General features: G+C 62.5%; 30 protein-coding genes. 15 read left to right on the forward strand and 15 right to left on the reverse strand.

Features of this window, described 5'->3' with window-relative positions:
• The first annotated feature begins 25 nt into the window (after positions 1 to 25).
• Genes accB through aat form a run of 3 tightly spaced genes read left to right on the forward strand, consistent with a single transcriptional unit; the run spans position 26 to position 2,462 of the window.
• On the forward strand, positions 26 to 481 hold the full coding sequence (gene accB, locus ACZ9EJ_RS10755; RefSeq protein ID WP_046635363.1) for an acetyl-CoA carboxylase biotin carboxyl carrier protein: 456 nt from the start codon (positions 26 to 28) through the stop codon (positions 479 to 481).
• An 8-nt stretch (positions 482 to 489) separates the two neighbouring features.
• The gene (accC, locus tag ACZ9EJ_RS10760) at positions 490 to 1,836 is read left to right on the forward strand and encodes an acetyl-CoA carboxylase biotin carboxylase subunit (RefSeq protein ID WP_046635364.1); all 1,347 of its coding nucleotides are present in this window, start codon (positions 490 to 492) and stop codon (positions 1,834 to 1,836) included.
• A gap of 8 nt (positions 1,837 to 1,844) precedes the next feature.
• Positions 1,845 to 2,462: a leucyl/phenylalanyl-tRNA--protein transferase gene (aat, locus tag ACZ9EJ_RS10765; RefSeq protein WP_046635373.1), complete on the forward strand. Its 618-nt coding sequence runs from the start codon at positions 1,845 to 1,847 to the stop codon at positions 2,460 to 2,462.
• 7 nt (positions 2,463 to 2,469) lie between these two features.
• Here aat and ACZ9EJ_RS10770 read toward each other — a convergent pair whose 3' ends face one another.
• The 5 genes from ACZ9EJ_RS10770 to gatB all read right to left on the reverse strand — a co-directional run bounded on the left by ACZ9EJ_RS10770 (position 2,470) and on the right by gatB (position 5,972).
• On the reverse strand, positions 2,470 to 2,889 hold the full coding sequence (locus ACZ9EJ_RS10770) for a DUF2155 domain-containing protein (RefSeq protein WP_046640553.1): 420 nt from the start codon (positions 2,887 to 2,889) through the stop codon (positions 2,470 to 2,472).
• A 76-nt stretch (positions 2,890 to 2,965) separates the two neighbouring features.
• A complete protein-coding gene (locus ACZ9EJ_RS10775; protein ID WP_046635433.1) occupies positions 2,966 to 3,364 on the reverse strand; it encodes an NADH:ubiquinone oxidoreductase subunit NDUFA12 in 399 nt (132 codons plus the stop codon).
• Between the two features lie 103 nt (positions 3,365 to 3,467).
• Complete coding sequence (locus tag ACZ9EJ_RS10780) at positions 3,468 to 3,929, reverse strand: GNAT family N-acetyltransferase (protein ID WP_046640524.1); 462 nt, start codon at positions 3,927 to 3,929, stop codon at positions 3,468 to 3,470.
• A 25-nt stretch (positions 3,930 to 3,954) separates the two neighbouring features.
• Positions 3,955 to 4,461: a GNAT family N-acetyltransferase gene (locus ACZ9EJ_RS10785; RefSeq protein WP_046635435.1), complete on the reverse strand. Its 507-nt coding sequence runs from the start codon at positions 4,459 to 4,461 to the stop codon at positions 3,955 to 3,957.
• 5 nt (positions 4,462 to 4,466) lie between these two features.
• A complete protein-coding gene (gene gatB / locus ACZ9EJ_RS10790; RefSeq protein ID WP_046640523.1) occupies positions 4,467 to 5,972 on the reverse strand; it encodes an Asp-tRNA(Asn)/Glu-tRNA(Gln) amidotransferase subunit GatB in 1,506 nt (501 codons plus the stop codon).
• A gap of 140 nt (positions 5,973 to 6,112) precedes the next feature.
• Between gatB and ACZ9EJ_RS10795 the strand changes: the two genes are divergently transcribed.
• Positions 6,113 to 6,436 carry a DUF1294 domain-containing protein gene (locus ACZ9EJ_RS10795; protein ID WP_046640522.1) on the forward strand — a complete coding sequence of 108 codons (324 nt, stop codon included), beginning with the start codon at positions 6,113 to 6,115 and terminating at the stop codon, positions 6,434 to 6,436.
• On the opposite strand, the gene ACZ9EJ_RS10800 is transcribed toward ACZ9EJ_RS10795, so the two are convergent.
• Positions 6,433 to 6,942, reverse strand: a complete 510-nt coding sequence (locus tag ACZ9EJ_RS10800) for a GNAT family N-acetyltransferase (RefSeq protein ID WP_046640521.1) — start codon at positions 6,940 to 6,942, stop codon at positions 6,433 to 6,435. The two genes, ACZ9EJ_RS10795 and ACZ9EJ_RS10800, sit on opposite strands and share 4 nt — an antisense overlap.
• 280 nt (positions 6,943 to 7,222) lie before the next feature.
• On the opposite strand from ACZ9EJ_RS10800, the gene ACZ9EJ_RS10805 reads away from it, so the two are divergent.
• The 3 genes from ACZ9EJ_RS10805 to ACZ9EJ_RS10815 all read left to right on the forward strand — a co-directional run bounded on the left by ACZ9EJ_RS10805 (position 7,223) and on the right by ACZ9EJ_RS10815 (position 8,040).
• Complete coding sequence (locus ACZ9EJ_RS10805) at positions 7,223 to 7,480, forward strand: YjhX family toxin (protein WP_046640520.1); 258 nt, start codon at positions 7,223 to 7,225, stop codon at positions 7,478 to 7,480.
• A gap of 94 nt (positions 7,481 to 7,574) precedes the next feature.
• Positions 7,575 to 7,760: a hypothetical protein gene (locus ACZ9EJ_RS10810; RefSeq protein ID WP_046640519.1), complete on the forward strand. Its 186-nt coding sequence runs from the start codon at positions 7,575 to 7,577 to the stop codon at positions 7,758 to 7,760.
• A 46-nt stretch (positions 7,761 to 7,806) separates the two neighbouring features.
• Complete coding sequence (locus ACZ9EJ_RS10815; RefSeq protein WP_251091113.1) at positions 7,807 to 8,040, forward strand: type II toxin-antitoxin system RelE/ParE family toxin; 234 nt, start codon at positions 7,807 to 7,809, stop codon at positions 8,038 to 8,040.
• 12 nt (positions 8,041 to 8,052) lie between these two features.
• Here the strand turns inward: ACZ9EJ_RS10815 and ACZ9EJ_RS10820 are convergent, their stop codons facing one another.
• The 4 genes from ACZ9EJ_RS10820 to ACZ9EJ_RS10835 form a co-directional block, all read right to left on the reverse strand.
• Positions 8,053 to 8,319, reverse strand: coding sequence for a hypothetical protein (locus ACZ9EJ_RS10820; protein WP_046640517.1), 267 nt, complete (start codon positions 8,317 to 8,319; stop codon positions 8,053 to 8,055).
• 63 nt (positions 8,320 to 8,382) lie between these two features.
• Positions 8,383 to 9,864 carry an Asp-tRNA(Asn)/Glu-tRNA(Gln) amidotransferase subunit GatA gene (gatA, locus tag ACZ9EJ_RS10825; protein WP_046640516.1) on the reverse strand — a complete coding sequence of 494 codons (1,482 nt, stop codon included), beginning with the start codon at positions 9,862 to 9,864 and terminating at the stop codon, positions 8,383 to 8,385.
• A 56-nt stretch (positions 9,865 to 9,920) separates the two neighbouring features.
• On the reverse strand, positions 9,921 to 10,208 hold the full coding sequence (gatC, locus tag ACZ9EJ_RS10830; protein WP_037080429.1) for an Asp-tRNA(Asn)/Glu-tRNA(Gln) amidotransferase subunit GatC: 288 nt from the start codon (positions 10,206 to 10,208) through the stop codon (positions 9,921 to 9,923).
• A 109-nt stretch (positions 10,209 to 10,317) separates the two neighbouring features.
• Entirely contained in the window at positions 10,318 to 11,019 is a 702-nt protein-coding gene (locus ACZ9EJ_RS10835) for a metal-dependent hydrolase (protein WP_046635442.1), read from the reverse strand.
• 131 nt (positions 11,020 to 11,150) lie between these two features.
• Between ACZ9EJ_RS10835 and ruvX the strand changes: the two genes are divergently transcribed.
• On the forward strand, positions 11,151 to 11,639 hold the full coding sequence (gene ruvX, locus ACZ9EJ_RS10840; RefSeq protein WP_046635443.1) for a Holliday junction resolvase RuvX: 489 nt from the start codon (positions 11,151 to 11,153) through the stop codon (positions 11,637 to 11,639).
• Here ruvX and ACZ9EJ_RS10845 read toward each other — a convergent pair.
• The 3 genes from ACZ9EJ_RS10845 to ACZ9EJ_RS10855 form a co-directional block, all read right to left on the reverse strand.
• Positions 11,582 to 11,908, reverse strand: coding sequence for a DUF6105 family protein (locus ACZ9EJ_RS10845; RefSeq protein ID WP_046640515.1), 327 nt, complete (start codon positions 11,906 to 11,908; stop codon positions 11,582 to 11,584). The genes ruvX and ACZ9EJ_RS10845 overlap by 58 nt on opposite strands.
• Positions 11,909 to 12,202: 294 nt before the next feature.
• Positions 12,203 to 12,688 carry a group II truncated hemoglobin gene (locus tag ACZ9EJ_RS10850; RefSeq protein WP_046640514.1) on the reverse strand — a complete coding sequence of 162 codons (486 nt, stop codon included), beginning with the start codon at positions 12,686 to 12,688 and terminating at the stop codon, positions 12,203 to 12,205.
• Positions 12,689 to 12,784: 96 nt separating this feature from the next.
• Positions 12,785 to 13,429: a TetR/AcrR family transcriptional regulator gene (locus ACZ9EJ_RS10855; protein WP_046640513.1), complete on the reverse strand. Its 645-nt coding sequence runs from the start codon at positions 13,427 to 13,429 to the stop codon at positions 12,785 to 12,787.
• A gap of 184 nt (positions 13,430 to 13,613) precedes the next feature.
• Between ACZ9EJ_RS10855 and ACZ9EJ_RS10860 the strand changes: the two genes are divergently transcribed.
• Positions 13,614 to 14,549: an AEC family transporter gene (locus ACZ9EJ_RS10860; protein ID WP_046640552.1), complete on the forward strand. Its 936-nt coding sequence runs from the start codon at positions 13,614 to 13,616 to the stop codon at positions 14,547 to 14,549.
• Here ACZ9EJ_RS10860 and ACZ9EJ_RS10865 read toward each other — a convergent pair.
• Entirely contained in the window at positions 14,531 to 16,183 is a 1,653-nt protein-coding gene (locus tag ACZ9EJ_RS10865) for an acyl-CoA dehydrogenase family protein (protein WP_046635448.1), read from the reverse strand. The two genes, ACZ9EJ_RS10860 and ACZ9EJ_RS10865, sit on opposite strands and share 19 nt — an antisense overlap.
• Before the next feature lie 202 nt (positions 16,184 to 16,385).
• Here ACZ9EJ_RS10865 and ACZ9EJ_RS10870 point away from each other — a divergent pair, with 202 nt between their 5' ends.
• From ACZ9EJ_RS10870 to dprA, 4 genes are all read left to right on the forward strand, one after another.
• Positions 16,386 to 17,327: an aspartate carbamoyltransferase catalytic subunit gene (locus tag ACZ9EJ_RS10870; RefSeq protein ID WP_046624246.1), complete on the forward strand. Its 942-nt coding sequence runs from the start codon at positions 16,386 to 16,388 to the stop codon at positions 17,325 to 17,327.
• Positions 17,324 to 18,613: a dihydroorotase gene (locus ACZ9EJ_RS10875; protein WP_046640512.1), complete on the forward strand. Its 1,290-nt coding sequence runs from the start codon at positions 17,324 to 17,326 to the stop codon at positions 18,611 to 18,613. Before ACZ9EJ_RS10870 ends, ACZ9EJ_RS10875 begins: the two co-directional genes overlap by 4 nt.
• Positions 18,614 to 18,810: 197 nt before the next feature.
• A complete protein-coding gene (gene plsY, locus ACZ9EJ_RS10880) occupies positions 18,811 to 19,428 on the forward strand; it encodes a glycerol-3-phosphate 1-O-acyltransferase PlsY (RefSeq protein ID WP_046635452.1) in 618 nt (205 codons plus the stop codon).
• Positions 19,429 to 19,441: 13 nt separating this feature from the next.
• Positions 19,442 to 20,584 (forward strand): DNA-processing protein DprA, encoded by a 1,143-nt coding sequence (gene dprA / locus ACZ9EJ_RS10885; protein WP_046640511.1) that lies wholly within the window; start codon positions 19,442 to 19,444, stop codon positions 20,582 to 20,584.
• Here dprA and ACZ9EJ_RS10890 read toward each other — a convergent pair.
• Entirely contained in the window at positions 20,564 to 20,770 is a 207-nt protein-coding gene (locus ACZ9EJ_RS10890) for a hypothetical protein (protein WP_046635454.1), read from the reverse strand. The two genes, dprA and ACZ9EJ_RS10890, sit on opposite strands and share 21 nt — an antisense overlap.
• 246 nt (positions 20,771 to 21,016) lie before the next feature.
• Between ACZ9EJ_RS10890 and topA the strand changes: the two genes are divergently transcribed.
• Both topA and rnr read left to right on the forward strand, forming a co-directional pair.
• Positions 21,017 to 23,698: a type I DNA topoisomerase gene (gene topA / locus ACZ9EJ_RS10895; RefSeq protein ID WP_046640510.1), complete on the forward strand. Its 2,682-nt coding sequence runs from the start codon at positions 21,017 to 21,019 to the stop codon at positions 23,696 to 23,698.
• Positions 23,695 to 26,049, forward strand: a complete 2,355-nt coding sequence (gene rnr / locus ACZ9EJ_RS10900) for a ribonuclease R (protein WP_046640509.1) — start codon at positions 23,695 to 23,697, stop codon at positions 26,047 to 26,049. Before topA ends, rnr begins: the two co-directional genes overlap by 4 nt.

The following is a 26,049-nucleotide window of genomic DNA, read 5'->3' on the forward strand; positions in this document are numbered from 1 at the left end:
GATAAACAGAACAATAGGGTTTGCCATGTCTGACAAGAAGAACGGTATCGACAAGGGACTGATCCGCGACCTCGCGAACATCCTCAACGATACCGACCTCACCGAGATCGAAGTCGAACAGGACGATGTGCGTATTCGTGTATCGCGCGTAGGTACGACTCAATACGTCCAGGCTCCGGTCGCAGCGCCCGCCTATGCCCCGGCTGCAGCGCCCGTAGCCGTCGCAGCGCCCGCAGTCCAGGATAATAAGAACGCGGTCACTGCGCCGATGGTCGGCACCATCTACCTCTCCCCGGCCCCGGGCTCGCGCGCCTTTGTCGAAGTCGGCGCCACCGTCAAGGAAGGCCAGACGCTGCTGATCATCGAGGCCATGAAGACGATGAACCAGATCCCGTCGCCGCGCTCCGGCAAGGTCACGGAAATCCTGGTCAACGACGCTCAGCCCGTCGAGTATGGCCAGCCGCTCGTCATAATCGAGTAAGGCGCATCATGATTTCCAAGATCCTCATAGCCAATCGCGGTGAAATCGCGCTTCGCGTGCTTCGCGCCTGCAAGGAACTCGGCATCGCGACCGTCGCGGTCCATTCCACCGCTGACGCCGACGCCATGCACGTCCGGCTTGCCGACGAAAGCGTCTGCATCGGCCCGCCGCCGTCGCGCGACAGCTATCTGAACATCCACCAGATTGTCGCTGCCTGCGAAATCACCGGCGCCGACGCCGTGCATCCGGGCTACGGCTTCCTGTCGGAAAACGCCAAGTTCGCGGATATCCTCGATGCTCACGGCATCACCTTCATCGGCCCGACCGCCGATCATATCCGCATCATGGGCGACAAGATCACCGCCAAGCAGACAGCGCAGGAACTCGGCATTCCCGTCGTTCCCGGCTCGGATGGCGAAGTGAAGCCCGAGAACGCCATGGAGATCGCCCGCAAGATCGGTTTCCCGGTACTGATCAAGGCGACGGCCGGCGGCGGCGGACGCGGCATGAAGGTCGCCAAGACCGAAGCCGATCTCGACGAAGCCGTGTCGACCGCCCGTTCTGAAGCGCTCGCCGCTTTTGGCAACGATGCCGTCTACATGGAAAAGTATCTCGAGAAGCCGCGCCATATCGAAATCCAGGTCGTCGGCGACGGTGAAGGCAATGCCATCCATCTCGGCGAGCGCGACTGCTCGCTGCAGCGCCGCCACCAGAAGGTCTGGGAAGAAGCCAATTCCCCTGCCCTCAATGTCGAGCAGCGCATGAAGATCGGCGAGATCTGCGCCGATGCGATGCGCAAGCTGAAGTATCGCGGCGCCGGCACGGTCGAGTTCCTTTACGAAAACGGCGAGTTCTACTTCATCGAAATGAACACCCGTCTTCAGGTGGAACATCCGATCACCGAAGCGATCACCGGCATCGACCTCGTGCACGAGCAGATCCGCGTCGCCTCCGGCGGCGGCCTGTCTGTGCGCCAGGAAGACATCGTGTTCTCCGGCCATGCCATCGAATGCCGCATCAATGCCGAGGACCCGCGCACCTTCGTGCCGTCGCCCGGCACGATCACGCATTTCCATGCGCCGGGCGGCCTTGGCGTACGCGTCGATTCGGGCGCTTATGCCGGCTACAAGATCCCGCCCTATTACGACAGCCTGATCGGCAAGCTGATCGTGCACGGACGCACCCGCGTGGAATGCATGATGCGCCTGCGGCGCGTGCTGGACGAGTTCGTCGTGGACGGCATCAAGACGACGCTGCCGCTCTTCCAGGACCTCGTCGACAATCCGGATATCGCCAACGGCGATTATGACATACACTGGCTTGAGCAATATCTCGCCGGCGACAAGACGCATTAGGGAGATCGATGGCAGGGCGACGCGGCAGATATTACCCGGCGATAACCCCGGAAATCCTGTTGCGCGCCTATTCCATCGGCCTTTTCCCGATGGCCGAATCCGCTGACGACCCGGAAATCTTCTGGGTCGAACCGGAAATGCGCGGCATCCTGCCGCTCGACGCCTTCCATCTTTCCAAAAGCCTGGCCAAGGCGGTTCGCAAGACACCGCTCGACATCCGCTTCGACACGGCTTTCGAACGGGTGATCGCACTCTGTGCCGAGCCGGCCGGCGATCGGCCGAGCACCTGGATCAACTCCACAATCCGCAAGCTATACAACGAATTGCACCGCATGGGCCACGCGCACAGCGTCGAGGCCTTCGAGGGCGATGAACTGGTCGGCGGTCTCTATGGCGTTTCGCTCGGCTCGGCCTTCTTCGGCGAGAGCATGTTTTCGAGGCGCACGAACGCCTCCAAGATCTGCCTCGTGCACCTTGTCGAGCGGCTCCGGAAAAACGGCTTTACCCTGCTCGACACGCAGTTCACCACCGAACATCTGAAGACGTTCGGCGCAATCGACATCCCCAAGGACGACTATCTCAAGCTCCTGAGAATCGCGGTCGATTCACCGCACCTGAAATTCTAGAGGAAAGTCAGTTGGTCGCCTTCGGCGGCGGTACGTCGGACTTCTGCTTGCAGCCGGTCAGCCAGACGTCGTAGATCGGATGCTCGACGGCATTGAGGCCGGGGCTGTCGGCAAACATCCAGCCGGTGAATATCCGGCGGATCTTGCGGTCGAGGGTGATCTCGTCAACTTCCACGAAACCGTCGATCTTCTGGGCTTCCGTCTCGTCGCGGGAATAACAGACCTTCGGCGTCACCTGCAGCGCGCCGTACTGGACCGTCTCATTAACATAGACGTCGAACGTGGTGATGCGGCCGGTGATCTTGTCGATGCCGGCAAAGACCGCGACCGGGTTGTTCAGCCGCGCAGCAGATACACCATCCGCCGCAAGCACGGATGCCAGCGCGGTCAATGCGCCGATCATTTGCCTGCGTGGAAATACCGTCATCAATCCCATTATGCTTCCCGTCCCGGCGATCCCGTGGGCGTCGAGACCTAGAGTGCGATTGTGGCCAAAACAGGTGTCAGTTGCCGGGCGTCCAGGCGTCGTAATCGCCGGTGACGCGGGGGCGTTCGCCGGTGGCGGCAAGCGAGCCCTGCGGGCGATAGGCAAGCGGCGTGCCGGTGCCGTTGGCCTTGTGCGCCTTTTCCCATTCGCGGGCCTTGTAGTCTTCCTTGGACGGCGGGACATCGGTGCGATAGTGCATCCAGCCATGCCAGCCCGGCCCGATTGCGGAGGCCTCCGCGTAATCCTTGTAGATCACCCAACGCTTCGGCTTGCCCCAGGATGTCATCGGGCCTTCGTAGTAGATATTGCCGAGCTCGTCCTCGCCGACCTTCTTGCCGAAACGCCAGGTGAAGAACCGGGTGCCCATGGTCTGTCCGTTCCACCAGGTGAAGATCTGCAGCAGGAGGTTTTTCATGGATGTTCCGTCGGCTTGGCAAACAGGATGACGATCGAATTGGCTGATCCGCTTATGCCGCCTGACGCCTTCGATGTCCAGTGATTCCAAATGTCGCGCACGGTCATTTGAGCTTCATCTTGAAGCCGAAATGGCTTTTGGCGAAACCGAGCCGTTCATAGAAGCGATGCGCATCCGTGCGGGCCATATTGGAGGTGAGTGCGACCTGGCGGCAATCGCGCCGCCTGGCTTCCTCGATCGCGTGTCCGATCATCCGGGCACCGATGCCCTTGCCGCGCATGTCGCTGCGCGTCTGCACCGCTTCCAGGATCATCGACAGCGATCCCCTGCCCGTCAGCGTGCGGTTGAAGAGAATCTGGAACGTACCGACCACCTCGCCTCCCAGTTCGGCGACGAAGAGCTGTTCGTTCTGAGAGGCATCGATGACGTTGAAGGCGCGCAGGTAGTCGTCGAAGGCGGCCTCGTCTGTCGTATCGCTATGGCCGCCGAGATCATCCGCCGCAAACAGGGCGATGAGTTCGGGAAGATCGGCTTGCCGCGCCCTGCGGATCACGATGTCGGCCATGCAGGCTCCTCTTCGGTGTCGAGACCTAACGCAACTCCAGCCGCTTCTCCATGATGATCGCCGGCAGGCCGGAATTGGGAGCGCCCCATTCCTCCATCCGGTCGACCTCGGAAAATCCGAGCCGCTCGTAGAAATACATCGCGCGCACGTTCGGCAGCGCTACCTCGACCCGCATGATCTCGGCATCCGGAAAACAGGTTTCGAGCTCGGCGAAGATATCACGGCCGATGCCCTCGTTCTGGCAGGATGGCTTGACGTAGAGCTGGTGCAGCATCGCCGTCTTGACCATTTTCGGATACATGGCGGCATAACCCATGCCGCCGATATCCTTGCCGTTGTCGGCCACCAGGAATTCGCCGCCGCGCTTCTGGATGCGCGACCGGACGGCGGCGGCCGAATGCCAGCCATCGACCATCCGCTTGACCTTGTCGGCCCCGTAGAACGGGTCGTAAGTATCGTGAAAGGTCGCCGCCAGCAGCGCGCGGACCTGCTCGACGTCGGCTTCTCCCGCGGTGCGGACGAAGTAGACCATCGAGCCTATTCCTCTTCGATCCCGAGCTTCGCCTTGACGAGCGCCTGCACGGCCTGGGGATTGGCCTTGCCGCCGGTCGACTTCATCACCTGGCCGACGAACCAGCCGGCGAGCGTGGGCTTGGCCTTGACCTTGGCGACCTGGTCCGGATTGGCGGCGATGATCTCGTCGACAGCGGCCTCGATCGCGCCGGTATCGGTGACCTGCTTCATGCCGCGGCTCTCGACGATCTCGGCCGGGTCACCGCCCTCGGTGAGCACGATCTCGAACAGGTCCTTGGCGATCTTGCCGGAGATCGTCTCTGCCTTGATGAGGTCGATGATGGCGCCGAGCTGGGCCGGCGAAACCGGAGTCTCTTCAATGTCTTTGCCGGTTCTGTTCAAGGCGCCAAGCAGGTCGTTAATGACCCAGTTGGCGGCAATCTTGCCGTCGCGGCCTTCGGCAACGGCCTCGAAATAATCGGCGATCGCCTTTTCGGACACCAGAACCGAGGCGTCGTAGATCGACAGGCCAAGCTCACGCACGAAACGGGCCTTCTTGTCGTCCGGCAGTTCCGGCAGGTGGCGTTCCAGCTCGGCGATGAAGGCATCGTCGAATTCGAGCGGCAGCAGGTCCGGATCCGGGAAATAGCGATAGTCGTGCGCGTCTTCCTTCGAGCGCATCGAGCGCGTCTCGCCCTTGTTCGGGTCGAAGAGGCGGGTCTCCTGGTCGATCGAGCCGCCGTCTTCCAGAATGCCGATCTGACGGCGCGCTTCGTATTCGATCGCCTGGCCGATGAAACGGATCGAGTTGACGTTCTTGATCTCGCAGCGGGTGCCGAATTCGGCGCCCGGACGACGCACCGAGACGTTGACGTCGGCGCGCATCGAGCCTTCGTCCATGTTGCCGTCGCAGGTGCCGAGATAACGCACGATCGAACGCAGCTTGGTCATATAGGCCTTGGCTTCGTCGGAGGAGCGCATGTCGGGCTTGGAGACAATCTCCATCAGCGCCACGCCGGAGCGGTTCAAGTCCACATAGGACATGGTCGGATGCTGGTCGTGCATCGACTTGCCCGCATCCTGTTCGAGATGCAGGCGCTCGATGCCGATCTCGATATCCTCGAACTGGCCCTGGCGATCCGGACCGAGCGAGATGACGATCTTGCCCTCGCCGACGATCGGATCCTTGTACTGGGAGATCTGGTAGCCCTGCGGCAGGTCCGGATAGAAATAGTTCTTGCGGTCGAACAGCGAACGCTTGTTGATCTGAGCCTTGAGACCCAGGCCGGTGCGCACCGCCTGCTTGATGCATTCCTCGTTGATCACGGGCAGCATGCCGGGCATAGCCGCATCGACGAGCGAGACGTTGGAATTGGCCGGCTTGCCGAACTCGGTCGAGGCGCCGGAGAAGAGCTTGGAATTGGAGAGAACCTGGGCGTGCACCTCCATGCCGATGATGACTTCCCAATCGCCGGTGGCGCCGGGGATGAAGCGTTTCGGATCGGGCGTGCGGACGTCGACAAGGGTCATCTGATGCTCGTGAAATGGTCTCGATTGGGTTTCTGGAGGTAGAGCAAATGGCGCGGAGGTGCAAGGCTTGCTGCGCGTCGGTATCGCTCTGGAATACCACAGTTCAGCCGGCTTTAACCAGACTCTGGTGAAATCGCGCAATGGAGCTATCAACCCCACTCGCGCTGTTTATCCTGTATCTCCTCCTGAACGTCCTCGCATTCTGCGTTTACTGGTGGGACAAGCAGGCGGCTATCGATGGCACATGGCGGATCAGCGAGCGCACACTCCTGGGTATAGCCTTCATCGGCGGCAGCCTGGGCGCCGTGACCGCGCAGCAGATGCTGCGGCACAAGACCCGCAAGGAGCCTTTTCGCACGCTGCTGATGATCATCGTCGCCCTTCACACGCTCGGCGCCGCATCATGGCTATTTGCGCCGGAATTCACGCAGCGGGCGCTCGCGGCGATCGCCCGGGCGATCTAGAAGCTCGGCCCGTAGGTGTCAGGCGCTTCCGCGACGAGGCGCTTCGACAGGCCGACCGACTGCACGTCCCTGTCTATCTTCGGCGAATAGATGGTCGAGAGCCAGTTGATGGAATAACCCTGCTTCTCGAAGAAGCCGACCGCCTCGGCATTGCGGGCGTGGGTTTCGACGCGGGCGACTTCAAAACCCTGGTGGACGATCTCGGCCTCGACCTCGACAAGAAGCGCGCGGCCGAGCCCCTGCCCCTTGAAGGACGGATCGATCCAAAAATCGGAGATCAGCTCGTCGAGCTTTTCGCGCGCCGCCCAGCCGGCGAGATTGCCGGCCTGTTCGACGACGGTAATGGTGAGCCAGGAGGAGCGCGTGAAGTTCTGGAAGGCAGTGCGGGCGCTGGAGCGCATATCGGTCATCTCGCCGATCGAAATCATGGCCTTCTCCCAGGAGCGGAAGCCGATTTCCGCCAGGATATCCACCTCGTCCTCACGCGCATTGCGAATATGGGCCATAGCTTCCCCTGTTGGAAATGCCAGTAGAACACTGAGTCTGCGCTTTGACCAGTGCAACATCTAGGGCGTTTCGGTCAGGTGCTTGACGGCTGGGGAAAACCCGCCTAGTGCGGTTTTCGCATTGATGGAGTTTTGATGTACCCGTCCAGAGAGACCTGCTGAGGGGCCGGCCCCGCATCCAGCCGCGCCGGCCCAGACAAAAACGAGAACCCCGACGTTTCGCAACGCCGGCAACGTTTTTGTGCGCTCGTTTCCGAGCGCTTCTCCGGACATCAAGACAATGGATATTTCCCGCGCCGAACAGCGCATCCTCCACCTGCTCGCCCAGGGCGGCAGGATCGAGATCACCCGTGACGACAACAGAAAGATCGAAAAGCTGCAGCTCGTCACCCGGGAGGGCTGGGTCTTTTCAGGTTTGGACCTCGTCACCTTCCGTAAGCTCAAGCAGAAGAAGGCGATCAAGTCCCAGAGCGGCAGGCCCTACCGCATCACCGAAAGAGGACTGGTGCTGGTGAGGGCCGAGCAGGATAATCGGTAGGAAAGCGAAAGCCGGTCTCCATTGCCAGGAGATCGGCTTTTGTCGACGAGCAAATGCGATTGGACTTTGGAGCTATTCGCGTTATTTTACAGGTATGAGCGATCTACAGGAAAAAATCAGCTTCAAGGAGCTAACCGAGCCTCACGCGGCTGCGGCCAGCGACGAGGAGTACGGTTCCTGGAAGGAAGAAAAAATCCGTCACGCGCTCAAGCAGTCCGAGGACCGCTCCAAGATGACCCCAGCGCGAAAAGTCTGGGAGCGCTTCGGCTTTCAACGTTAATTTCACGCCGCAAGCCATCGCGGATCTCAGTGAAATTCACATCCATATCGCCCAATTCGACCGAAATGCCGCCGATCGCGTGTTATCCCGCATCCGGCAAGTCATCCAGATATTTGAAAGTTTTCCGCTTCTCGGGCGGGAGGGCTGCGTCGAAGACACGCGCGAGTTCGCGATTTCCGGCCTGCCCGATACGATCGTCTACCGGATATTCTCGCCAAGCGATCTCGATATTCTGACCATCGTTCATCAACGGAAGCGTTATCCGCCGCAGGAAGATTGAAAATCCCGAGTGCTATGCCGAAATCTCGGCCCGCATCACCGACCAGTCCTCGGCGATTGAGGCTGCGCGCCTCTTTCCGGCGCGGCGGTACCAGTAGTCGGCGTTCCAGTCGTCGCCTTCGATGCGGTGGCAGAGGGCGTGGCCCCAGTCGAAGGGCTGTTCGCCCTCATGGGCCTGACAGATGTTGTGGACCGCTTCCCAGTCCGTGCCCATGGTGAAGCCGGAGGTTGCGAGGCGATCGAACGCCTCGATCAAACGTGCGAGATCCATCTCAGCCATGAACCATCTCCCCGGCGACCGCCTGGTGATCGGCGGCCGTCATTTTCCGGATGATCAGTCCGCTTACCACCACTTTGCCGGCGTGAACCGGCCGGCGGCCTGTTCGATGACGTAAGCGGTGCGGAAGAGCGTTTCTTCCTCGAACGGCTTGCCGATGAGCTGCAGGCCGAGCGGCAGGCCCTTGGCGTCGAGGCCGGCGGGAACGGCGATGCCCGGCAGGCCGGCCATGTTCACCGTCACCGTGAAGATGTCGTTGAGGTACATCTTGACCGGATCGGAGGCGAGGTCCTCGTCGGCGATGCCGAAGGCGGACGACGGCGTGGCGGGCGTCAGGATGGCATCGACGCCGGCGTCGAAGACGATCTCGAAGTCGCGCTTGATCAGCGTGCGGACTTTTTGCGCCTGCAGGTAATAGGCGTCGTAATAACCGGCCGACAGAACGTAGGTGCCGATCATGATGCGACGCTTGACCTCGGTGCCGAAGCCGGCGGCGCGGGTCTTTTCGTACATGTCGACGATGTCCTTGCCGTCGACGCGCAGGCCGTAGCGCACGCCGTCGTAGCGGGCGAGGTTCGACGAGGCTTCGGCAGGCGCGACGATGTAATAGGCCGGCAGGGCATATTTGGTGTGCGGCAGGGTGATGTCGACGATCTCGGCACCGGCATCCTTCAGCCAGGCGATGCCCTGAGCCCAAAGCTTTTCGATCTCTTCCGGCATGCCCTCGACGCGGTATTCCTTCGGAATGCCGATCTTCATGCCCTTGAGCGACTGGCCGAGCGAGGCTTCGTAATCCGGCACCGGCAGGTCGACCGAGGTCGTGTCCTTGGCATCGACCGACGCCATCGACCTCAGCATGATCGCGGCATCGCGCACGTCGCGGGCGATCGGGCCGGCCTGGTCGAGCGAGGAGGCGAAGGCCACCGTACCCCAGCGCGAGCAGCGGCCATAGGTCGGCTTGATGCCGACGGTGCCGGTAAAGGCGGCCGGCTGGCGGATCGAACCGCCCGTATCGGTGGCGGTAGCACCAGCGCAGAGGAAGGCGGATACGGCAGCGGCAGAACCGCCGGAAGAACCGCCCGGCACGAGCTGCTGGTTGGAACCGTTGGCCCGCCAGGGGTTGATCACCGCGCCATAATGGGAGGTCTCGTTGGAGGAGCCCATCGCGAACTCGTCCATGTTGAGTTTGCCGAGCATGACCGCGCCGTCATCCCAGAGGTTCTGGGTGACGGTCGATTCGTATTTCGGCAAGAAACCGTCGAGGATGTGGCTGCAGGCCTGGGTATGGACGTCGCGGGTGGCGAACAGGTCCTTGATGCCGAGCGGGATGCCTTCCAGCGCTCCCACCTGGCCGCTCGCGCGGCGCGCGTCGGAAGCCTTCGCCATGTCGAGCGCCTTTTCCGGCGTCACGGCCACATAGGCGTTGAACACCGAGTTGGCGGCATCGATCGCGGAAAGATAGGCCTCTGTCAGCTCGACGGAGGTGAACTCCCGGGCTTCGAGCTTTTCGCGGGCTTCGGCAATGGTAAGGCTGGTGAGTTCGGTCATGGTCTCTTCAAACGGTTCGAAACAGGGAGGAGGTTCGGCGGGGCGCTATTGAGCGCTCACTCGACGACCTTCGGCACCAGGAAGAAATTATGGTCGGTGGTCGGCGCATTGGCGACGATATCGTCGGCCTTGTCGCCATCGGTGACGGCGTCGGCGCGCTTGCGCATGTCCATCGGGGTGACCGAGGTCATCGGCTCGACGCCCGTGACATCGACTTCGGAAAGCTGCTCGACGAAATTGATGATGCCGTTCAGCTCGCCGACCATGCGATTGGCATCTTCCTCGGTGACCGCAATGCGGGCAAGGCGCGCGACGCGCTTGACGGTGGCGAGATCGACGGACATGGCATAACTCCGATGGGAAATTTCCCCTTCGCTATAATGGCCATGCCCGCCCTTCGCAACAGGGAGCGCGCCTCAATTTGCGAAGGCGCGCCGCCTGAAAGGATGCGACTTAGAAGGTCAGGCTGCCGCCCGGCACCGGCGTCTCGACCCGGGTGCGGGAGCCTTCCATGCCCTTGACGAACTTTTCCGGCGTCTGGTCGACGCCCGGCAGGCCGTAATGGCAGGGCAGCGCATGCTTGAAGTCGAAGAAGCGCTGGCAGGCGAGTGCGGCCACGGCACCGCCCATGGTGAAGCGGTCGCCGATCGGCACGATGCCGATATCGGGCTGGTGCAGTTCGTTGATCAGGGCCATGTCGGAGAATATGTCGGTGTCGCCCATGTGGAGGACGGAAGGCTCGTCGTCGAAATGCAGCATCAGGCCGTTGGCATTGCCGAGGCAGTGCGAAACGCCGTCTTCAGTGAGCGAAGCGGACGAATGCAGGGCATTGGTGAAGGTGGCGGTGAAACCCTCGAAACCGATCGTGCCGCCGGTATTGCCCATTTCGAGCTTCTCGACGCCCTTCTTTGCCAGCCAGACGCCGAGATCGTAGTTGGCGAGAACGACGGCGCCGGTTTCCTTGGCGATCTGGACCGTGTCGCCGACATGGTCGCCGTGGCCGTGGGTGAGCAGGATATGGGTCAGGCCTTCGGCGGCGGCCTTGATGTCCTGGCCGGCGAAGGCCGGATTATAGGTCAGGAAGGGGTCGATCAGGATCTTCGCCTTGGCGGTCTCGATGCGGAAGGCGGAATGGCCGAGCCAGGTGATCTTCATGGAAAACTCTCCTTCAATATATGCGGGATGGTAACGACACATAGCCGATATGAGGCTAAAGGGAAGTGGGACAGAGGGTGGGACAGAACCCTCTCCGGCCTACCCTATTGGATCCCCGGGATGAAGAACGCATGACAGTGATGACGATCGAGGAACTGGCCGAGGCCCTTCAACCTGGACAGGCGATTGCCGGCCTCGACCTTGGCACCAAGACGATCGGGCTCGCCATGTCGGATCTCGGCCGGCGTTTCGCCTCTCCCCGCCCGGTCATCAAGCGGGTGAAGTTCACCAAGGATGCCGAAGTGCTGCTTGCCTTTGCCGAGAAGGAAAAAGTGGCGGGCTTCGTCATTGGCCTGCCGACCAACATGGACGGCTCGGCCGGTCCGCGCGTCCAGGCGACGCGCGCCTTCGTGCGCTCGATGAGTGAAAAGACCGCCCTGCCCTTCGTCTTCTGGGACGAACGGCTATCGACGGTGGCCGCCGAGCGGGCGCTTCTGGAAATGGACGTGTCCCGGGCCAAACGTGCCGAGCGGATCGATTCCGCCGCGGCAAGCTTCATTCTTCAGGGAGCGCTCGATAGGCTCTCATCGCTCGGCAGGGAGACCGATTTCTCCAGCTGACGCTTGCGCCACCAGGCGCCGATCTCGCGACGCTTGCGGAAGGCGATGATCGCAAACACGACCAGGCTGTCGAAAGCGATGGCGCGCGCCACCAAAGGCGGAATGGTTTCCGGGGGAATGCCCAGAACATTGCCGTAGATCTGGAAGACAAGATCATGCGTCTGTCGGGTCAGCATGAAGAAGCCGAAGCTCATGTCGTAATAGGAAAGCCCGTACCAGCTGGTCAGCAGCAGGACCGGACCGGCCCACAAAATCACGAACCACTTCATGCAGTCCTCCCTCTCGACTCTGCCGGATAAAGTTCCAGAGACACGAGCCATCTCGATAGAGCCATAAGGCTCAGGGCCAATGCGGGAATGGCAATATCCATGGCCAGCGCCGCGAAGACCGTCGTCATGACGATCAGCAATGCTATATTCCGGATTGCAGTTCCCATACGCGGATACTCGGCGAACGTCGTAGTTAACAGTGCGTTAACGTGGAACTTAAGCCCGCAGGGATTTGCCGCAACGGAAACCGGGGGAGATGGTTAATTTCGCAAGGGCGCCTGTGGATAAAGCAGGTCAGGCAGCTGGCGATTTCGGCTTCTTCGGAATATACGGACCGCCGGTTTCGCCCCATCCCCATTTCGGCATCGGCGCGTGCTCGTAAACCTTGGCTCCGAGCTGCGAATTGACGACCGCAAGCCGCGTTCCCCATTCGAGATAGCCGACCAGCGCCGACGTGAACTCCGGGTCGGCCGGAAGTTCGAGATCCGTATAGGTATCGAGGAGGATGTTGATCCATCGCCGGCGCATCGGCTCCGTCAGGTGCCTTTCAAGATGATGGCGCACCATCGCCGGATGACCGCCACGTTGCTCCGAGTAGAGCTTCGGCCCACCAATGACCTCGGCGATGAACATGGCTACATGCTGTGGATGTTCCGAGTCCATTCCGGCAAAGACCGGGCCGAGCAGGTCGTCCGTCGGAACGCGCCGATAAAACTCCGTCGTGAGACGCAAGAGCGCATCGAAGCCGCCGATCCATTCATAAAGCGTTGGCACTGTCATGGCGTTCCCTCCCGTAGCTCTACAAGAGATACGGAGCGCCGATCATCGCTTCAATCCCTGACTTCGAACAGGGGATCAACGTTTCCGGCGAAAAGATCAGCCGTAGATCGCACGGACCAGCCGGCGGAGCGCGTTGCCGACCTTGTCCCAGTCCTTCTCGGTCTTGAGCGCCATGCCGGCGAACTGGCCGCTGACGGCGGCTGATATCACCAGGTGCTGGATCGCTGCAAACAGCAGCGCATTGGTGGACGCGGCATCGACACCCTTGGGCGGCGTCAGCGAACCGCGCATCTTTTCGAGCCATTTGCCGAGCGCCTTGGTACGCGCCTCCGACAGCCGGCGGACGTGCGGCGTATCCTGCGAGACCTCCCAGGCGACGATCTTGCAGACCAGCGGATCGTCACGCAGCGCTTCCATGAAATAGATGGAGAGCTTTTCCATCAGATCGCCGTAGGTCAGCAGGAACATGCCGCCGGTATCTTCAGGGATGCGATCCCTGACCCAGGTGCCGAGATCGGCGCCGATCGCCTCGATCAGCCCGTCGAGACCGCCGTAATAGCGGTAGATAAGCTGCTTGTCGCAGCCGGCGCGACGCGCCACCGCGTTGATGCCGAAACCCTGAAAGCCCTGTTCGGCGAGCAGCGCGCGGGCGGCGAGAAAGATCGCCCGCTCGGTGCCGGCGCGGCTGCGCACTTTGGCGACAGAACCTTCTTGCGCTGTGACTTCAGGGATCTGGAGCATTTTTCGCCTGTTTCGGTTTCATCTTCACCAACCGCGATAGTGCGAGCCATCACTCGCCGCAAGCAGTCTTGGTGCCCATGCACAGGATTGCGCGCGCAGCACTTGAATTCGCAGGGTCTTGCATTGCACTATCGGCATGGGAGGACTAACGAGATCCTGTTCTCCCACCGACGTGCCCTCCTCCATGCTCATCGTCTTCCAAAGCGTTCTGCCGATTTTCCTGCTGGTTCTCCTCGGCATGGGATTAAAACGCGCACCCGTCATCAATCCCGATTTCTGGGACGGGCTCGAACAGTGCAGCTACTGGGTGCTGTTTCCCGCCTTGTTATTCTCGACCATGGCGAAGGCGGATTTCTCCAATACCGAGAACCTGACCGTCAGTTTCGCGGCGATCATCTCCGTCCTCGTCATGTCGGGCGGGCTGCTGCTGGCCTGGCCGCTGTTGCGGAATTTGCGGGTCGGCGGGCCGGCCTATACGTCGCTGTTTCAGACGGCGACGCGCTGGAATGCGTTCATGGCGCTGGCGATCGCCGCCAAGACCTACGGCCAGCAGGGGCTGACCATGGTCGGCCTGGTGATGGCGGCGATCATCATCCCGCTCAACTTCATCAACGTGACGGTGCTGCTGTGGTTCTCCGGCCACGACCGAAACTACAAGGCCATCCTTTATAGAGTCTGCACCAATCCGCTGATCCTCTCGACGGCGCTCGGCATCGTCATCAACCTTGCCGGCATCCCGGTCTACGAACCGGTGATGGTGACGATCGACCTCTTGTCGCAGGCTTCGCTCAGCCTCGGCCTGATCACGGTCGGCGCCGGCCTCAGGATCATGGACGCGCTCAAGCCGAAGCCGATCACTCTCCTCGCCGTCTTCCTGAAGCTGATCGCCTTCCCGATCGTCGCCGTCGGCGTCGGCGCGCTGTGCGGCATCCAGGGCAACGGCCTCGTGCTCCTGGCGCTGAGCGCCGCGGTTCCGACCGCCATGAACGGCTATCTGCTGGCGAAACAGCTGAACGGCGATGCGGACATGTATGCCGCGGCGGCGACCCTGCAGGTCGTCGCCTCGTTCCTCACCATTCCAGTCGTGATGACGGTCGTCGCCTACGTGGCGGCAGGATAAAGCAGGTCGACGATGTAGCGGGCGTCGAACCGGGCATCGAGCATGCCGTAGGTCGAGCGCCAGCCGCCGGCGAGCCGAGTTTCCAGGAAGGCATCGGCGATCTTGCCGGCGCCGAGCCGCACCAGTTCAGACGCCGCTGCCGCAAGTGCCAGTTGCTCCACCAGAAGCCGGGCAGCACCTTCGTCGGTCTCGCAGAGTGCCATGGCGGCGCGCAGAACCTCGACCGTCTTGCGGCCCGCAGGACCGAGATCCCTTTCGAAACCGGCGAGCACCGTGTTGAAAAGGTCCCGCCCGCGCGACAGCACCCGGAGCACGTCGAGCGCCATCACATTGCCCGAGCCTTCCCAGATCGCATTGACCGGTGCTTCGCGGTAATGCCGGGCGATCGGCCGTTCCTCGATATAGCCGTTGCCGCCGATGCACTCCATCGCCTCGTAGATCAGCGCAGGCGCGATCTTGCAGTTCCAGTATTTGATGACCGGCGTCATGACGCGGGCAAAAGCCGCATCGGCCGGGTTGCTGGCTGCGCGATCGAAGGAATCGGCTAGCCGGAAGCTGAGCGCCGTCGCTGCGGCGACATCGAGCGCCATGTCGGCGAGCACACGCGTCATCAGCGGCTGATCGACGAGCTTCTTGCCGAACACGCTGCGGCCGCGGGTGTGGTGAACCGCTTCGGCGAGCGACGCGCGCATGATGCCGGCGGATGCCAGCGCGCAATCGAGCCGCGTCAGGGTGACCATGTCGAGAATGGTGCGGATGCCCCCGCCCGGTTCACCGAGCAGATAACCGAAGGCATCGGTGAATTCGACTTCGGAGGATGCGTTCGAGCGGTTGCCGACCTTGTCCTTCAGGCGCTGGAACTGCAGGCCGTTCGCCGACCCGTCCTCAAGTAGCCGCGGCACCAGGAAACAGCCGATCCCGTCGCCGGTCTTGGCCAGCATGACGAAGCCGTCGCTCATCGGCGCCGACATGAACCACTTGTGGCCGGAGAGCCGGTAGATGCCCTCGCCGACCCGCTCGGCGGTCGAGCGGTTGGCGCGCACGTCGGTGCCGCCCTGCTTCTCGGTCATGCCCATGCCGAGGGTGACCGCGCTCTTCTGCAAGGCGGGGCGATTCGTCGAATCGTATTTGCGCGACAGGATCTTTGGCGCCCATTCCTTCTGGACGCGCGGCGAGGCCATCAGCGCGGCGATCGAGGCGCTGGTCATGGTCAGCGGGCAGAGATGGCCGCATTCGAGCTGCGCCGAGAGATAGAATCGCGTCGCCCGCGCCTTGTGCTCATGCCCCTTGGCTTCGGGAATGTTTTCCCACACCGAGGAATGCAGGCCGGTCTGCATCGAACGGCGCATCAGCGCGTGCCAGGCGGGATGGAACTCGACGACATCAAGCCGCTCGCCGCGCGGACCATGGGTCTTCAGCTTTGGCGGGTTCTCGTTCGCCATGCGCGCCAGCTCCTGCGCCTCCGGCGAGGTGACGTAACGGCCGAGCTGGTCGTATTCCTCGCGGATGGTGCGGTTCAGCGCGCTCGTCAGGTCGACGACCAGCGGATCGGATCGGTAGGCATTGATGCCGGACCAGGGTTTTGGCTGGTTCAGTTCGGCAAATTTTTCTTCGGCGCGCGACATCTGGTTCATGAAACGGGTTCTAGCGGAAGTTACGGGGCCTGGGAACGGCGCCCAATCAGGATTTCTGGCGTTCTCAACAAAAGGCCGCACCCGCGTCAAGAAACCTTCTTATCGCGATCCTCTCAAACAAGCAGTGAGATAAGTCCCGCGCCCGCTTGCGGCTCCTGCCGTCAGACCTTATAGACCGCCGAACGCAAGCGGAGACGTGTCCATGGTCTTCTTCCCTCACCGCCATCTGATTGGCATCAAGGGCCTTACTGAACAGGATATCACCTTTCTTCTCGACAAGGCCGACGAGGCCGTGAAGATTTCCAGGCAGCGGGAGAAGAAGACTTCCACGCTGCGGGGCCTCACCCAGATCAACCTGTTCTTCGAAGCTTCCACCCGCACCCAATCGTCCTTCGAACTCGCCGGCAAACGCCTCGGCGCCGACGTGATGAACATGTCGGTCGGCAATTCCTCGGTCAAAAAGGGCGAGACGCTGATCGACACGGCGATGACGCTCAACGCGATGCGCCCGGACGTGCTGGTGCTGCGCCATTCCTCGGCGGGTGCTGCCGCACTTCTCGCCCAGAAGGTCGCCTGCTCGGTGATCAATGCCGGCGACGGCCAGCACGAGCACCCGACCCAGGCGCTGCTCGATGCGCTGACCATCCGCCGCGCCAGGGGCAAGCTGTCGCGCATCATCGTCGCCATCTGCGGCGACGTGCTGCATTCGCGCGTGGCGCGCTCCAACATCCTGCTGCTCAACGCCATGGGCGCGCGGGTCCGAGTGGTGGCGCCGTCGACGCTGCTGCCCTCCGGCATCCGGGACATGGGCGTCGAGGTCTTCCATTCGATGGAAGAGGGTCTGAAGGATGCCGATGTGGTGATGATGCTGCGCCTGCAGCGCGAGCGCATGGCCGGCGCCTTTGTGCCTTCGGTGCGCGAATATTTCCGCTTCTACGGGCTGGACGCCGAAAAGCTTAAAGTCGCCAAGCCGGATGCGCTCGTCATGCATCCCGGGCCGATGAACCGCGGCGTCGAGATCGCCTCCGAGGTGGCGGACGGTCCGCAGAGCGTCATCGAGGAACAGGTGGAAATGGGGGTCGCGGTCCGCATGGCCGTGATGGAGGCCCTGCTCGTCTCCCAGAACCAGGGAGAGCGCGCATGACACCGACCGTCCTCAAGAACCTCCGTATCCTCGACCCGTCGCGCAACCTCGACGAGACCGGCACGATCATCATCGGCGCCGACGGCCGCATTCTCGCCGCCGGGAAGGATGCCCAGAACCAGGGCGCTCCGGAAGGCGCTGACATCCGCGACTGCCAGGGCCTCGTCGCGACGCCGGGCCTCGTCGACGCCCGCGTCTATGTGGGCGAACCGGGCGCCGAACACACCGAAACGATCGAATCGGCCAGCCGCGCGGCGGCGGCCGGCGGCATCACCTCCTTCATCATGATGCCCGACACCGATCCGGTGCTCGACGACATCGCGCTGGTCGAGTTCGTGCAGAAGACCGCCCGCGACAAGGCGGTCGTCAACGTCCATCCCGCCGCAGCCCTCACCAAGGGGCTCGCAGGCAAGGAGATGACGGAGATCGGGCTCATGCAGCAGTCCGGCGCCGTCGCCTTCACCAATGGCCGGCACGGGCTTTCCGACACGCTGCTGCTACGCCGGGTGATGACCTATGCCCGCGAGTTCGATGCGGTCGTCTCGCTGGAACTGCGCGAAAAATATCTCGGCAACGGCGTGATGAACGAGGGGCTGTTCGCCAGCTGGCTCGGCCTGTCGGGCGTACCGAAGGAAGCGGAAATCATCCCGCTCGAACGGGATCTTCGGATCGCCGGCCTGACGCGGGCGAAATACCATGCGGCGAAGATTTCCGTGGCGGAATCGGCCGAAGCCATGCGCGTCGCCCGCGCCCGCGGCGCCAACGCAACCTGCGGCGTGTCGATCAACCATCTGGCGCTCAACGAGAACGACATCGGCGAATACCGCACCTTCTTCAAGCTGTCGCCGCCGCTGCGCTCCGAGGACGACCGCGTCGCGATGGCCGATGCGATCGCCGACGGCACGATCGACATCATCGTCTCCTCCCACGATCCGCAGGACGTCGATACCAAGCGACTGCCGTTTGCCGATGCAGAAGATGGCGCGATCGGCCTGGAAACCCTGCTCGCCGCAGCCCTTCGCCTGCATCACGACGGCCGTGTGCCGCTGATGCGGCTGATCGATGCGATGTCGACCCGGCCGGCGCAGATCTTCGGCCTCGATGCCGGCACGCTGAAGCCCGGCGCCAAGGCCGATATCACGCTGATCGACCTCGACGAGCCTTGGATCGTTTCGAAGGATATGATCTTGTCGAAGTCGAAGAACACGCCGTTCGAGGACGCGCGATTTTCGGGCCGCGCCGTCGCCACCTACGTGGCCGGCAAGTGCGTTTATAATCTGGGCTGACCAAAAGATTGCCCCTCATCCGCCCTGCCGGGCACCTTCTCCCCGCTCGCGGGGAGAAGGACAGGTGCGGCGACGATCAAATCCGCTCACAGTGGGTGGAGATTGGGGAAGCGATGCGGCATATCCCTTCGCCCCGCAAGCGGGGAGAAGGTGCCGGCAGGCGGATGAGGGGCTTTTAGGACGCAGGGGACAATAAGATGGCAGACCTTTTCAACTGGCAGATCACCCTGCCGATCGCGCTGGCCGCGCTGGTGTTCGGTTATCTGCTCGGCTCGATTCCCTTCGGCCTGATCCTCACCCGTGCCGCGGGGCTCGGCGATATCCGCTCGATCGGATCGGGCAATATCGGCGCCACCAACGTGCTGCGCACCGGCAACAAGAAGCTCGCTGCCGCCACCCTGCTGCTCGATGCGCTGAAGGCCACCGTCGCTGCGCTGGTCGCCTGGTATTTTTTCGGGAAGGAAGCGGGGCTGCTGGCCGGTTTCGCGGCGTTCATGGGCCATCTCTTCCCGGTCTGGCTCGGCTTCAAGGGCGGCAAGGGTGTCGCCACCTATATCGGCACGCTGCTCGGCGTCGCCCCCTGGATGGTGCTGGTGTTTGCGGCGATCTGGCTCGGCGTGGCCAAGATCAGCAAATATTCGTCGCTTTCCGCTCTGGTTGCAACTCTTGTCATTCCGGTTGTGCTGTGGTTCTTAAACGAGCCGAAGATCGCGCTGGTGATGGCGGTGATGACCGCGATTTCCTGGTGGAAGCACGAAGAAAATATCAAGCGGCTGATCGCCGGCACCGAGAGCAGGATCGGCCAAAAGGGATAGACCGGGGGAAACAATGCCGGATGGCAGCGCAAGGCGAATGGGAATTGCGCTGACGGACAGGCAGAGGATCGCCTGGCTAAGACTGATCCGCTCCGACAATGTCGGCCCCGCCACGTTTCGAGATCTCATCAACCACTGCGGCTCGGCGGAAAACGCTCTTGCCATGCTGCCCGAGCTCTCCGCCCGCGGCGGAGCGACCAGGGCGATCCGGATTGCCGGCGTGCAGGAGGCCGAACGCGAGCTCGAAGCCGCCCATCGGTTTGGCGCCCGCTTCGTCGGCATCGGCGAACCGGACTATCCGCCGGCGCTGCGCCAGATCGAAGGCGCGCCACCGCTTCTTGCCATGAAAGGTGACCTTTCCGCCGCAACACGTCCGTCGGTCGGCGTCGTCGGATCGCGCAATGCCTCGATATCGGGCGCCAAGTTCGCGGCGATGATCGCCAGGGATTGCGGCCGAGCCGGTTATACGGTGACGTCAGGCCTTGCCCGCGGCGTCGATACCGCCGCACACCGGGCCAGCCTGGAGACCGGAACGATCGCGGTGCTCGCCGGCGGGCTCGACCAGCCCTATCCGCCGGAAAACGTGCCTCTGCTCGACGAGATCACCGAGGGTGCAGGCCTTGCCGTCAGTGAAATGCCTTTCGGCTGGGAGCCCCGCGCACGGGATTTTCCCCGCCGCAACCGGCTGATATCCGGTATTTCGCTCGGCGTCGTCGTGGTGGAGGCGGCGGAGCGTTCCGGCTCCCTGATCACCGCCAGGATGGCGACCGATTTCGGGCGGCTCGTCTTCGCCGTTCCCGGCTCGCCGCTCGATCCGCGCTGCCACGGCACAAACGGACTGCTCAAACAGGGCGCGATCGTCACCACCGGATCGGCCGACGTCATCGAAGCGCTGGCGCCACTGTCGCAACTCGATCTGTTCAGCGGCTCGGTGGTGGAAGAGCCTAAGAAATTCAGCGACATACTGCCGCCCAATGATGACGACCGGGCGATCATCGTTTCGGCGCTGGGGCCGACACCGGTCGAGGTGGACGACATCATCCGCCATACGGAACTGCCCGCCTCTTCCGTCTATCTCATCCTGCTGGAACTCGATCTCGCCGGCCGGCTGCATCGGCATGTCGGCGGCCTGGTTTCACTCGCGATGGAAGACTGAGCGGGGACGCCGGCCCGCCTGTACATCCCCCGCCTCCACATAGGCCATCTCGATGAGATAACAGAGCATATCGGCTCCCTCTCCCAAGGCGACCTGCCGGAGCTCTCCGAGCATCTGCCTTATATAGGCAATATTTTCCCTGGTATCGTCCTCGCGCCGGCCGTTTATCTCACTCCGAGAAATCATATTCTATCCTGTCAAAAAAGTCGGCGACCGGTCCAAATAAATTCACCTCAAGGTATGCGAGAGACCATATCGCATTTATTTAAGATTGCAACCAATTGCAAATCTTCCCAAGGTTGCATCTCGTTGTACCCTATAATTTGGCACACGCCCCTTGACCGCGAGGCAAACGCCCTCCATGTCGGGAGGTCAAGATTTCCGCCTGGACCGCAACGGTGCCGGGCCAAGCCTCTATTGCAGAGAAGCAAAATGAATGTTGTCGTCGTAGAATCTCCCGCCAAGGCCAAGACAATCAACAAGTATCTCGGCTCCGGCTACAAGGTTCTCGCCTCTTTCGGCCATGTACGCGATCTTCCGGCCAAGGACGGGTCCGTGCTTCCCGATCAGGACTTCGAAATGCTGTGGGAGGTCGATCCCGCGTCCCAGAAGCGGATGAAGGACATTTCCGACGCCGTCAAAGGCTCGGACGCATTGTTCCTCGCAACCGACCCGGATCGCGAGGGTGAAGCCATTTCCTGGCACGTGCTCGATCTTCTCAGGAAGAAGAAGGTGATCGGCGACAAGCCGGTCAAGCGCGTCGTCTTCAACGCCATCACCAAGAAGGCCGTGCTCGATGCGATGGCCAATCCGCGCGATATCGACGTGCCGCTGGTGGATGCCTATCTCGCCCGCCGCGCGCTCGATTATCTGGTCGGCTTCAACCTTTCGCCGGTTCTGTGGCGCAAGCTGCCGGGCGCCCGTTCGGCCGGCCGCGTGCAGTCGGTTGCACTGCGCCTCGTCTGCGACCGCGAGTCGGAGATCGAGCGATTCATCTCGGAAGAATACTGGAACCTGTCGGCGCTCCTGCGCACCCCGCGCGGCGACGAGTTCGAGGCGCGCCTCGTCTCGGCCGACGGTAAGCGGCTGCAGGGACGCTCGATCAAGAACGGCGAGGACGCCAACCGCCTGAAGGCGCTGCTCGACGGCGCGACCTATCTGGTCGACACGGTCGAGGCAAAGCCCGTCAAGCGCAATCCCGGACCGCCCTTCACCACCTCGACACTGCAGCAGGCCGCCTCCTCGAATATCGGCTTCAACGCCTCGCGCACCATGCAGGTGGCGCAGAAGCTCTATGAAGGCGTCGATATCGGCGGGGAAACGGTCGGTCTCATTACCTATATGCGTACCGACGGCGTGCAGATGGCGCCGGAGGCGATCGACGCTGCCCGCAGCGCCATCGTCGACCAGTTCGGACAGCGTTATCTGCCGGAAAAGCCGCGCTTCTATTCCACCAAGGCGAAGAACGCCCAGGAAGCCCACGAAGCGATCCGCCCGACCGATTTCACCCGCACGCCGGACCAGGTCCGCGGTTACCTCGATTCCGACCAGGCTCGTCTTTATGAGCTGATCTGGAAGCGTGGCATCGCCAGCCAGATGGCGTCCGCCGAAATCGAGCGTACCACGGTCGAAATCCTTGCCGACAACAAGGGCGAGAAGGCCGGCCTGCGCGCTGTCGGCTCGGTCATCCGGTTCGACGGCTTCCTCGGCGCCTATGTGGACAGCCGCGAGGATGCCGAAAAGGGCGAGGACGACGATGAAGATGGCCGCCTGCCCGAGATCAATGCCCGCGAAAAGCTCGACAAGAACAAGGTGAACGCCAGCCAGCACTTCACCGAGCCGCCGCCGCGTTATTCGGAAGCCTCGCTGATCAAGAAGATGGAAGAACTCGGCATCGGCCGACCCTCCACCTATGCCGCGACGCTGAAGACGCTGAGCGACCGCGAATATGTGACGATGGACAAGCGCAAGCTGATCCCGCATTCCAAGGGCCGGCTGGTGACGGCCTTCCTCGAAAGCTTCTTCACGAAATACGTCGAATACGACTTCACCGCCGATCTTGAGGAAAAGCTCGACAAGATCTCGGCCGGCGAACTCGACTGGAAGCAGGTTCTTCGCGAATTCTGGCAGGATTTCTTCGCCCAGATCGAGGACACCAAGGAACTGCGGGTCACCAACGTGCTCGATGCGCTGAACGAGACGCTCGCGCCGCTGGTCTTCCCGAAGCGGGAAGACGGCAGCGATCCGCGCATCTGCCAGGTCTGCGGCACCGGCAACCTGTCGCTGAAGCTCGGCAAATACGGTGCCTTCGTCGGCTGCTCGAACTATCCGGACTGTAACTACACCCGCCAGCTTTCCTCCGAAGGCGGTGCGGATGCGGAGGCGAATGCCCTCAGCGAACCGAAGGCGCTCGGCGCCGATCCGCATACGGGCGAGGAACTGACGCTGCGTTCGGGCCGGTTCGGGCCCTATATCCAGCGCGGCGACGGCAAGGAAGCCAAGCGTTCGTCGCTGCCGAAGGGCTGGAAGCCCGAGGATATTGACCACGAAAAGGCGCTCGCCCTGATCAACCTGCCGCGCGACGTCGGCAAACATCCGGAATCAGCCAAGATGATCTCGGCCGGGCTTGGCCGTTACGGACCATTCCTGCTCCATGACGGCAGCTATGCCAATCTGGAAAGCATCGAGGACGTGTTCTCGATTGGCCTCAACCGCGCCGTGACCGTGCTTGCCGAAAAGCAGAGCAAGGTGGCGGCTGGCGGCGGCCGCGGCCGTGGCACACCTGCGGCGCTGAAGGAACTCGGCGACCATCCGGACGGTGGTTCGATCACCGTGCGCGACGGCAAATACGGCCCTTACGTCAACTGGGGCAAGGTCAACGCGACGCTGCCGAAGGGGCTCGACCCGCAATCGGTGACGATGGAACAGGCGATGGCCTTCATCATCGAAAAGGGCGGCAAGGCACCGTCGTCCAAGGCAAAGCCGAAAAAGGCCGCCGCCAAGGCAACCACCGATACCAAGAAGGCGGCGCCGAAAGCCAAGACGGCCACGAAGGCCAAAGCTCCGGCGAAAAAGACTGCAGCCGCACCCAAGGCGAAGAAGACAGGCACGTGAGAGAACCACGCGATAGATCGAGACATCAGGGAAAACGCCCCGAAAAGGTTGCCCGCGGTCACGCCGCTTCCGCAACGGAGAAGCCGGTGATCATCCACGGTGCCGTGCCGCCGCGTGATGTCCTGCTCGAATTCATCGCCGAAAATCCGGACAAGGGGTCGAAGCGGGAGATCGCCAAGGCCTTCGGGCTGAAGGGCGACACCCGCGTCGAACTGAAAGACCTGCTGCGGACGCTGGAGGAGGAAGGCCTTCTCAAGAAGAGCCGCAAGTCGCTGACCCGTCCCGATGCGCTGCCGCCGGTCACCGTGCTCGACATCACCACCCGCGACAAGGACGGCGAACTGATCGCCCGGCCGGCCGAATGGCCGGAGGAACTGGGTGCTGCTCCGGCGGTGCTGATCCGCCAGTCATCGGACAGCCGTGGCAAAGGCCGGGTGACTGCCGCAGGTCTCAACGACCGTGTGCTGGCAAAGATCTTCCCCAACAAGGACCGGACCGGCCCTGCCTATACCGCCCGCGTCATCAAGATCATCGACAAGCGCCGCGGCGCCTCGCTCGGCATCGTCCACAAGCTTGACGACGGCGAGCTGCGCCTGCTGCCGATCGACCGGCGCGGCGAGGAAATGGTGATCGAGCCCGCCGATATCGGCGAGGCCAAGGACGGCGACCTGGTCGAGACGGAAGTCGTCCGCTCCGGCCGGTTCGGCCTGCCCCGCGCCCGGGTTCTGTCGATCGTCGGCACGATCGGTTCGGAAAAGGCGATCTCGATGATCGCCGTCTATTCGCACGGCATTCCGCATATCTTCCCGAAACAGGTCATGGACGAGGCCGAAGCGGCCAAGCCCGCCACCATGGCGCAGCGCGAGGACTGGCGTTCTCTGCCGCTCATCACCATCGACCCGGCCGACGCCAAGGATCACGACGACGCGGTCTATGCCGAGCTCGACCCCTCGCCCGACAATCCGGACGGCGTCATCGTCACCGTCGCGATCGCCGATGTCTCCTGGTATATCCGTACCGGCTCTCCGCTCGACCGCGAGGCGCTGAAGCGCGGCAACTCGGTCTATTTCCCCGACCGCGTTGTGCCGATGCTACCGGAGCGCATTTCGAACGACCTTTGCTCGCTGCGCGAAGGCGAAGACCGGCCGGCGCTTGCCGTGCGGATGGTGTTTTCAAAGGAAGGCCGCAAGGCCGGCCATACCTTCCACCGCATCATGATGAAGAGCGCCGCCAAGCTCTCCTATCAACAGGCGCAGGCGGCGATCGACGGCAAGCCGGACGACAAGAGCGGACCGCTGCTCGAGCCGATCCTGAAGCCGCTGTGGCATGCCTATAGCGTGATGAAGCGCGGCCGCGACCGCCGCCAGCCGCTCGAACTCGACATGCCGGAGCGCAAGATCCTGCTGAAGCCCGACGGCACCGTCGACCGGGTCTTCGTGCCGGAACGGCTCGACGCGCACAAGCTCATCGAAGAGATGATGATCCAGGCGAACGTCGCCGCCGCCGAGACGCTGGAAAAGAAACGGCAGGCGCTGATCTACCGCATCCACGACACGCCCTCGCTCGCCAAGCAGGAGACGCTGCGCGAGTTCCTCGCGACATTGGGCATCCCGATGGCCAAGGGCGGCCAGATGCGCGCCAATTCCTTCAACGGCATTCTCGCCAAGGCCGAGGGCACCGCGCACCAGGTGATGGTCAACGAGATGGTGCTGCGCTCCCAGAGCCAGGCGATCTACAGCCCCGAGAATATCGGCCATTTCGGCCTCAACCTGATGAAATATGCGCATTTCACCTCGCCGATCCGCCGTTATGCGGACCTCATCGTGCACCGTGCGCTGGTCGGGTCGCTGGGTCTCGGCGAAGGGGGCATCAAGCCGGAGGAAGAGGCGCAGCTCGACGATATTGCCGCCGAGATCTCGACCTTCGAGCGCCGCGCTATGGCCGCCGAGCGCGACACGATCAACCGGCTGATCGCCCACCATTTGAGCGAGCGGATCGGAGAGGAATTCGTCGGCCGGGTCTCCGGCGTCACCAAGGCGGGACTATTTGTCTCGCTTCCGACCTATGGCGCGGACGGATTCATACCTATATCCACGCTCGGCAACGACTACTTCATCTACGACGAGGCGCATCAGGCGCTCTCCGGAGAGAAGACGGGTCTCGGCTACCAGATCGGCGATACGGTCGATGTGCGGCTGAAACAGGCCATCCCGCTTGCCGGCGCGCTGCAGTTCGAAATGCTGAGCGAGGGCAAGAAATTGCCGACCGCGACACGCTCCTTCCACAAATCGGGGCGGCGTGGCCGGACGCAACCCGGCACGCGGCCTCCGCGGAGCGGCCGAAGGAGATAG

Source organism: Neorhizobium sp. USDA 3394, from assembly GCF_056280385.1.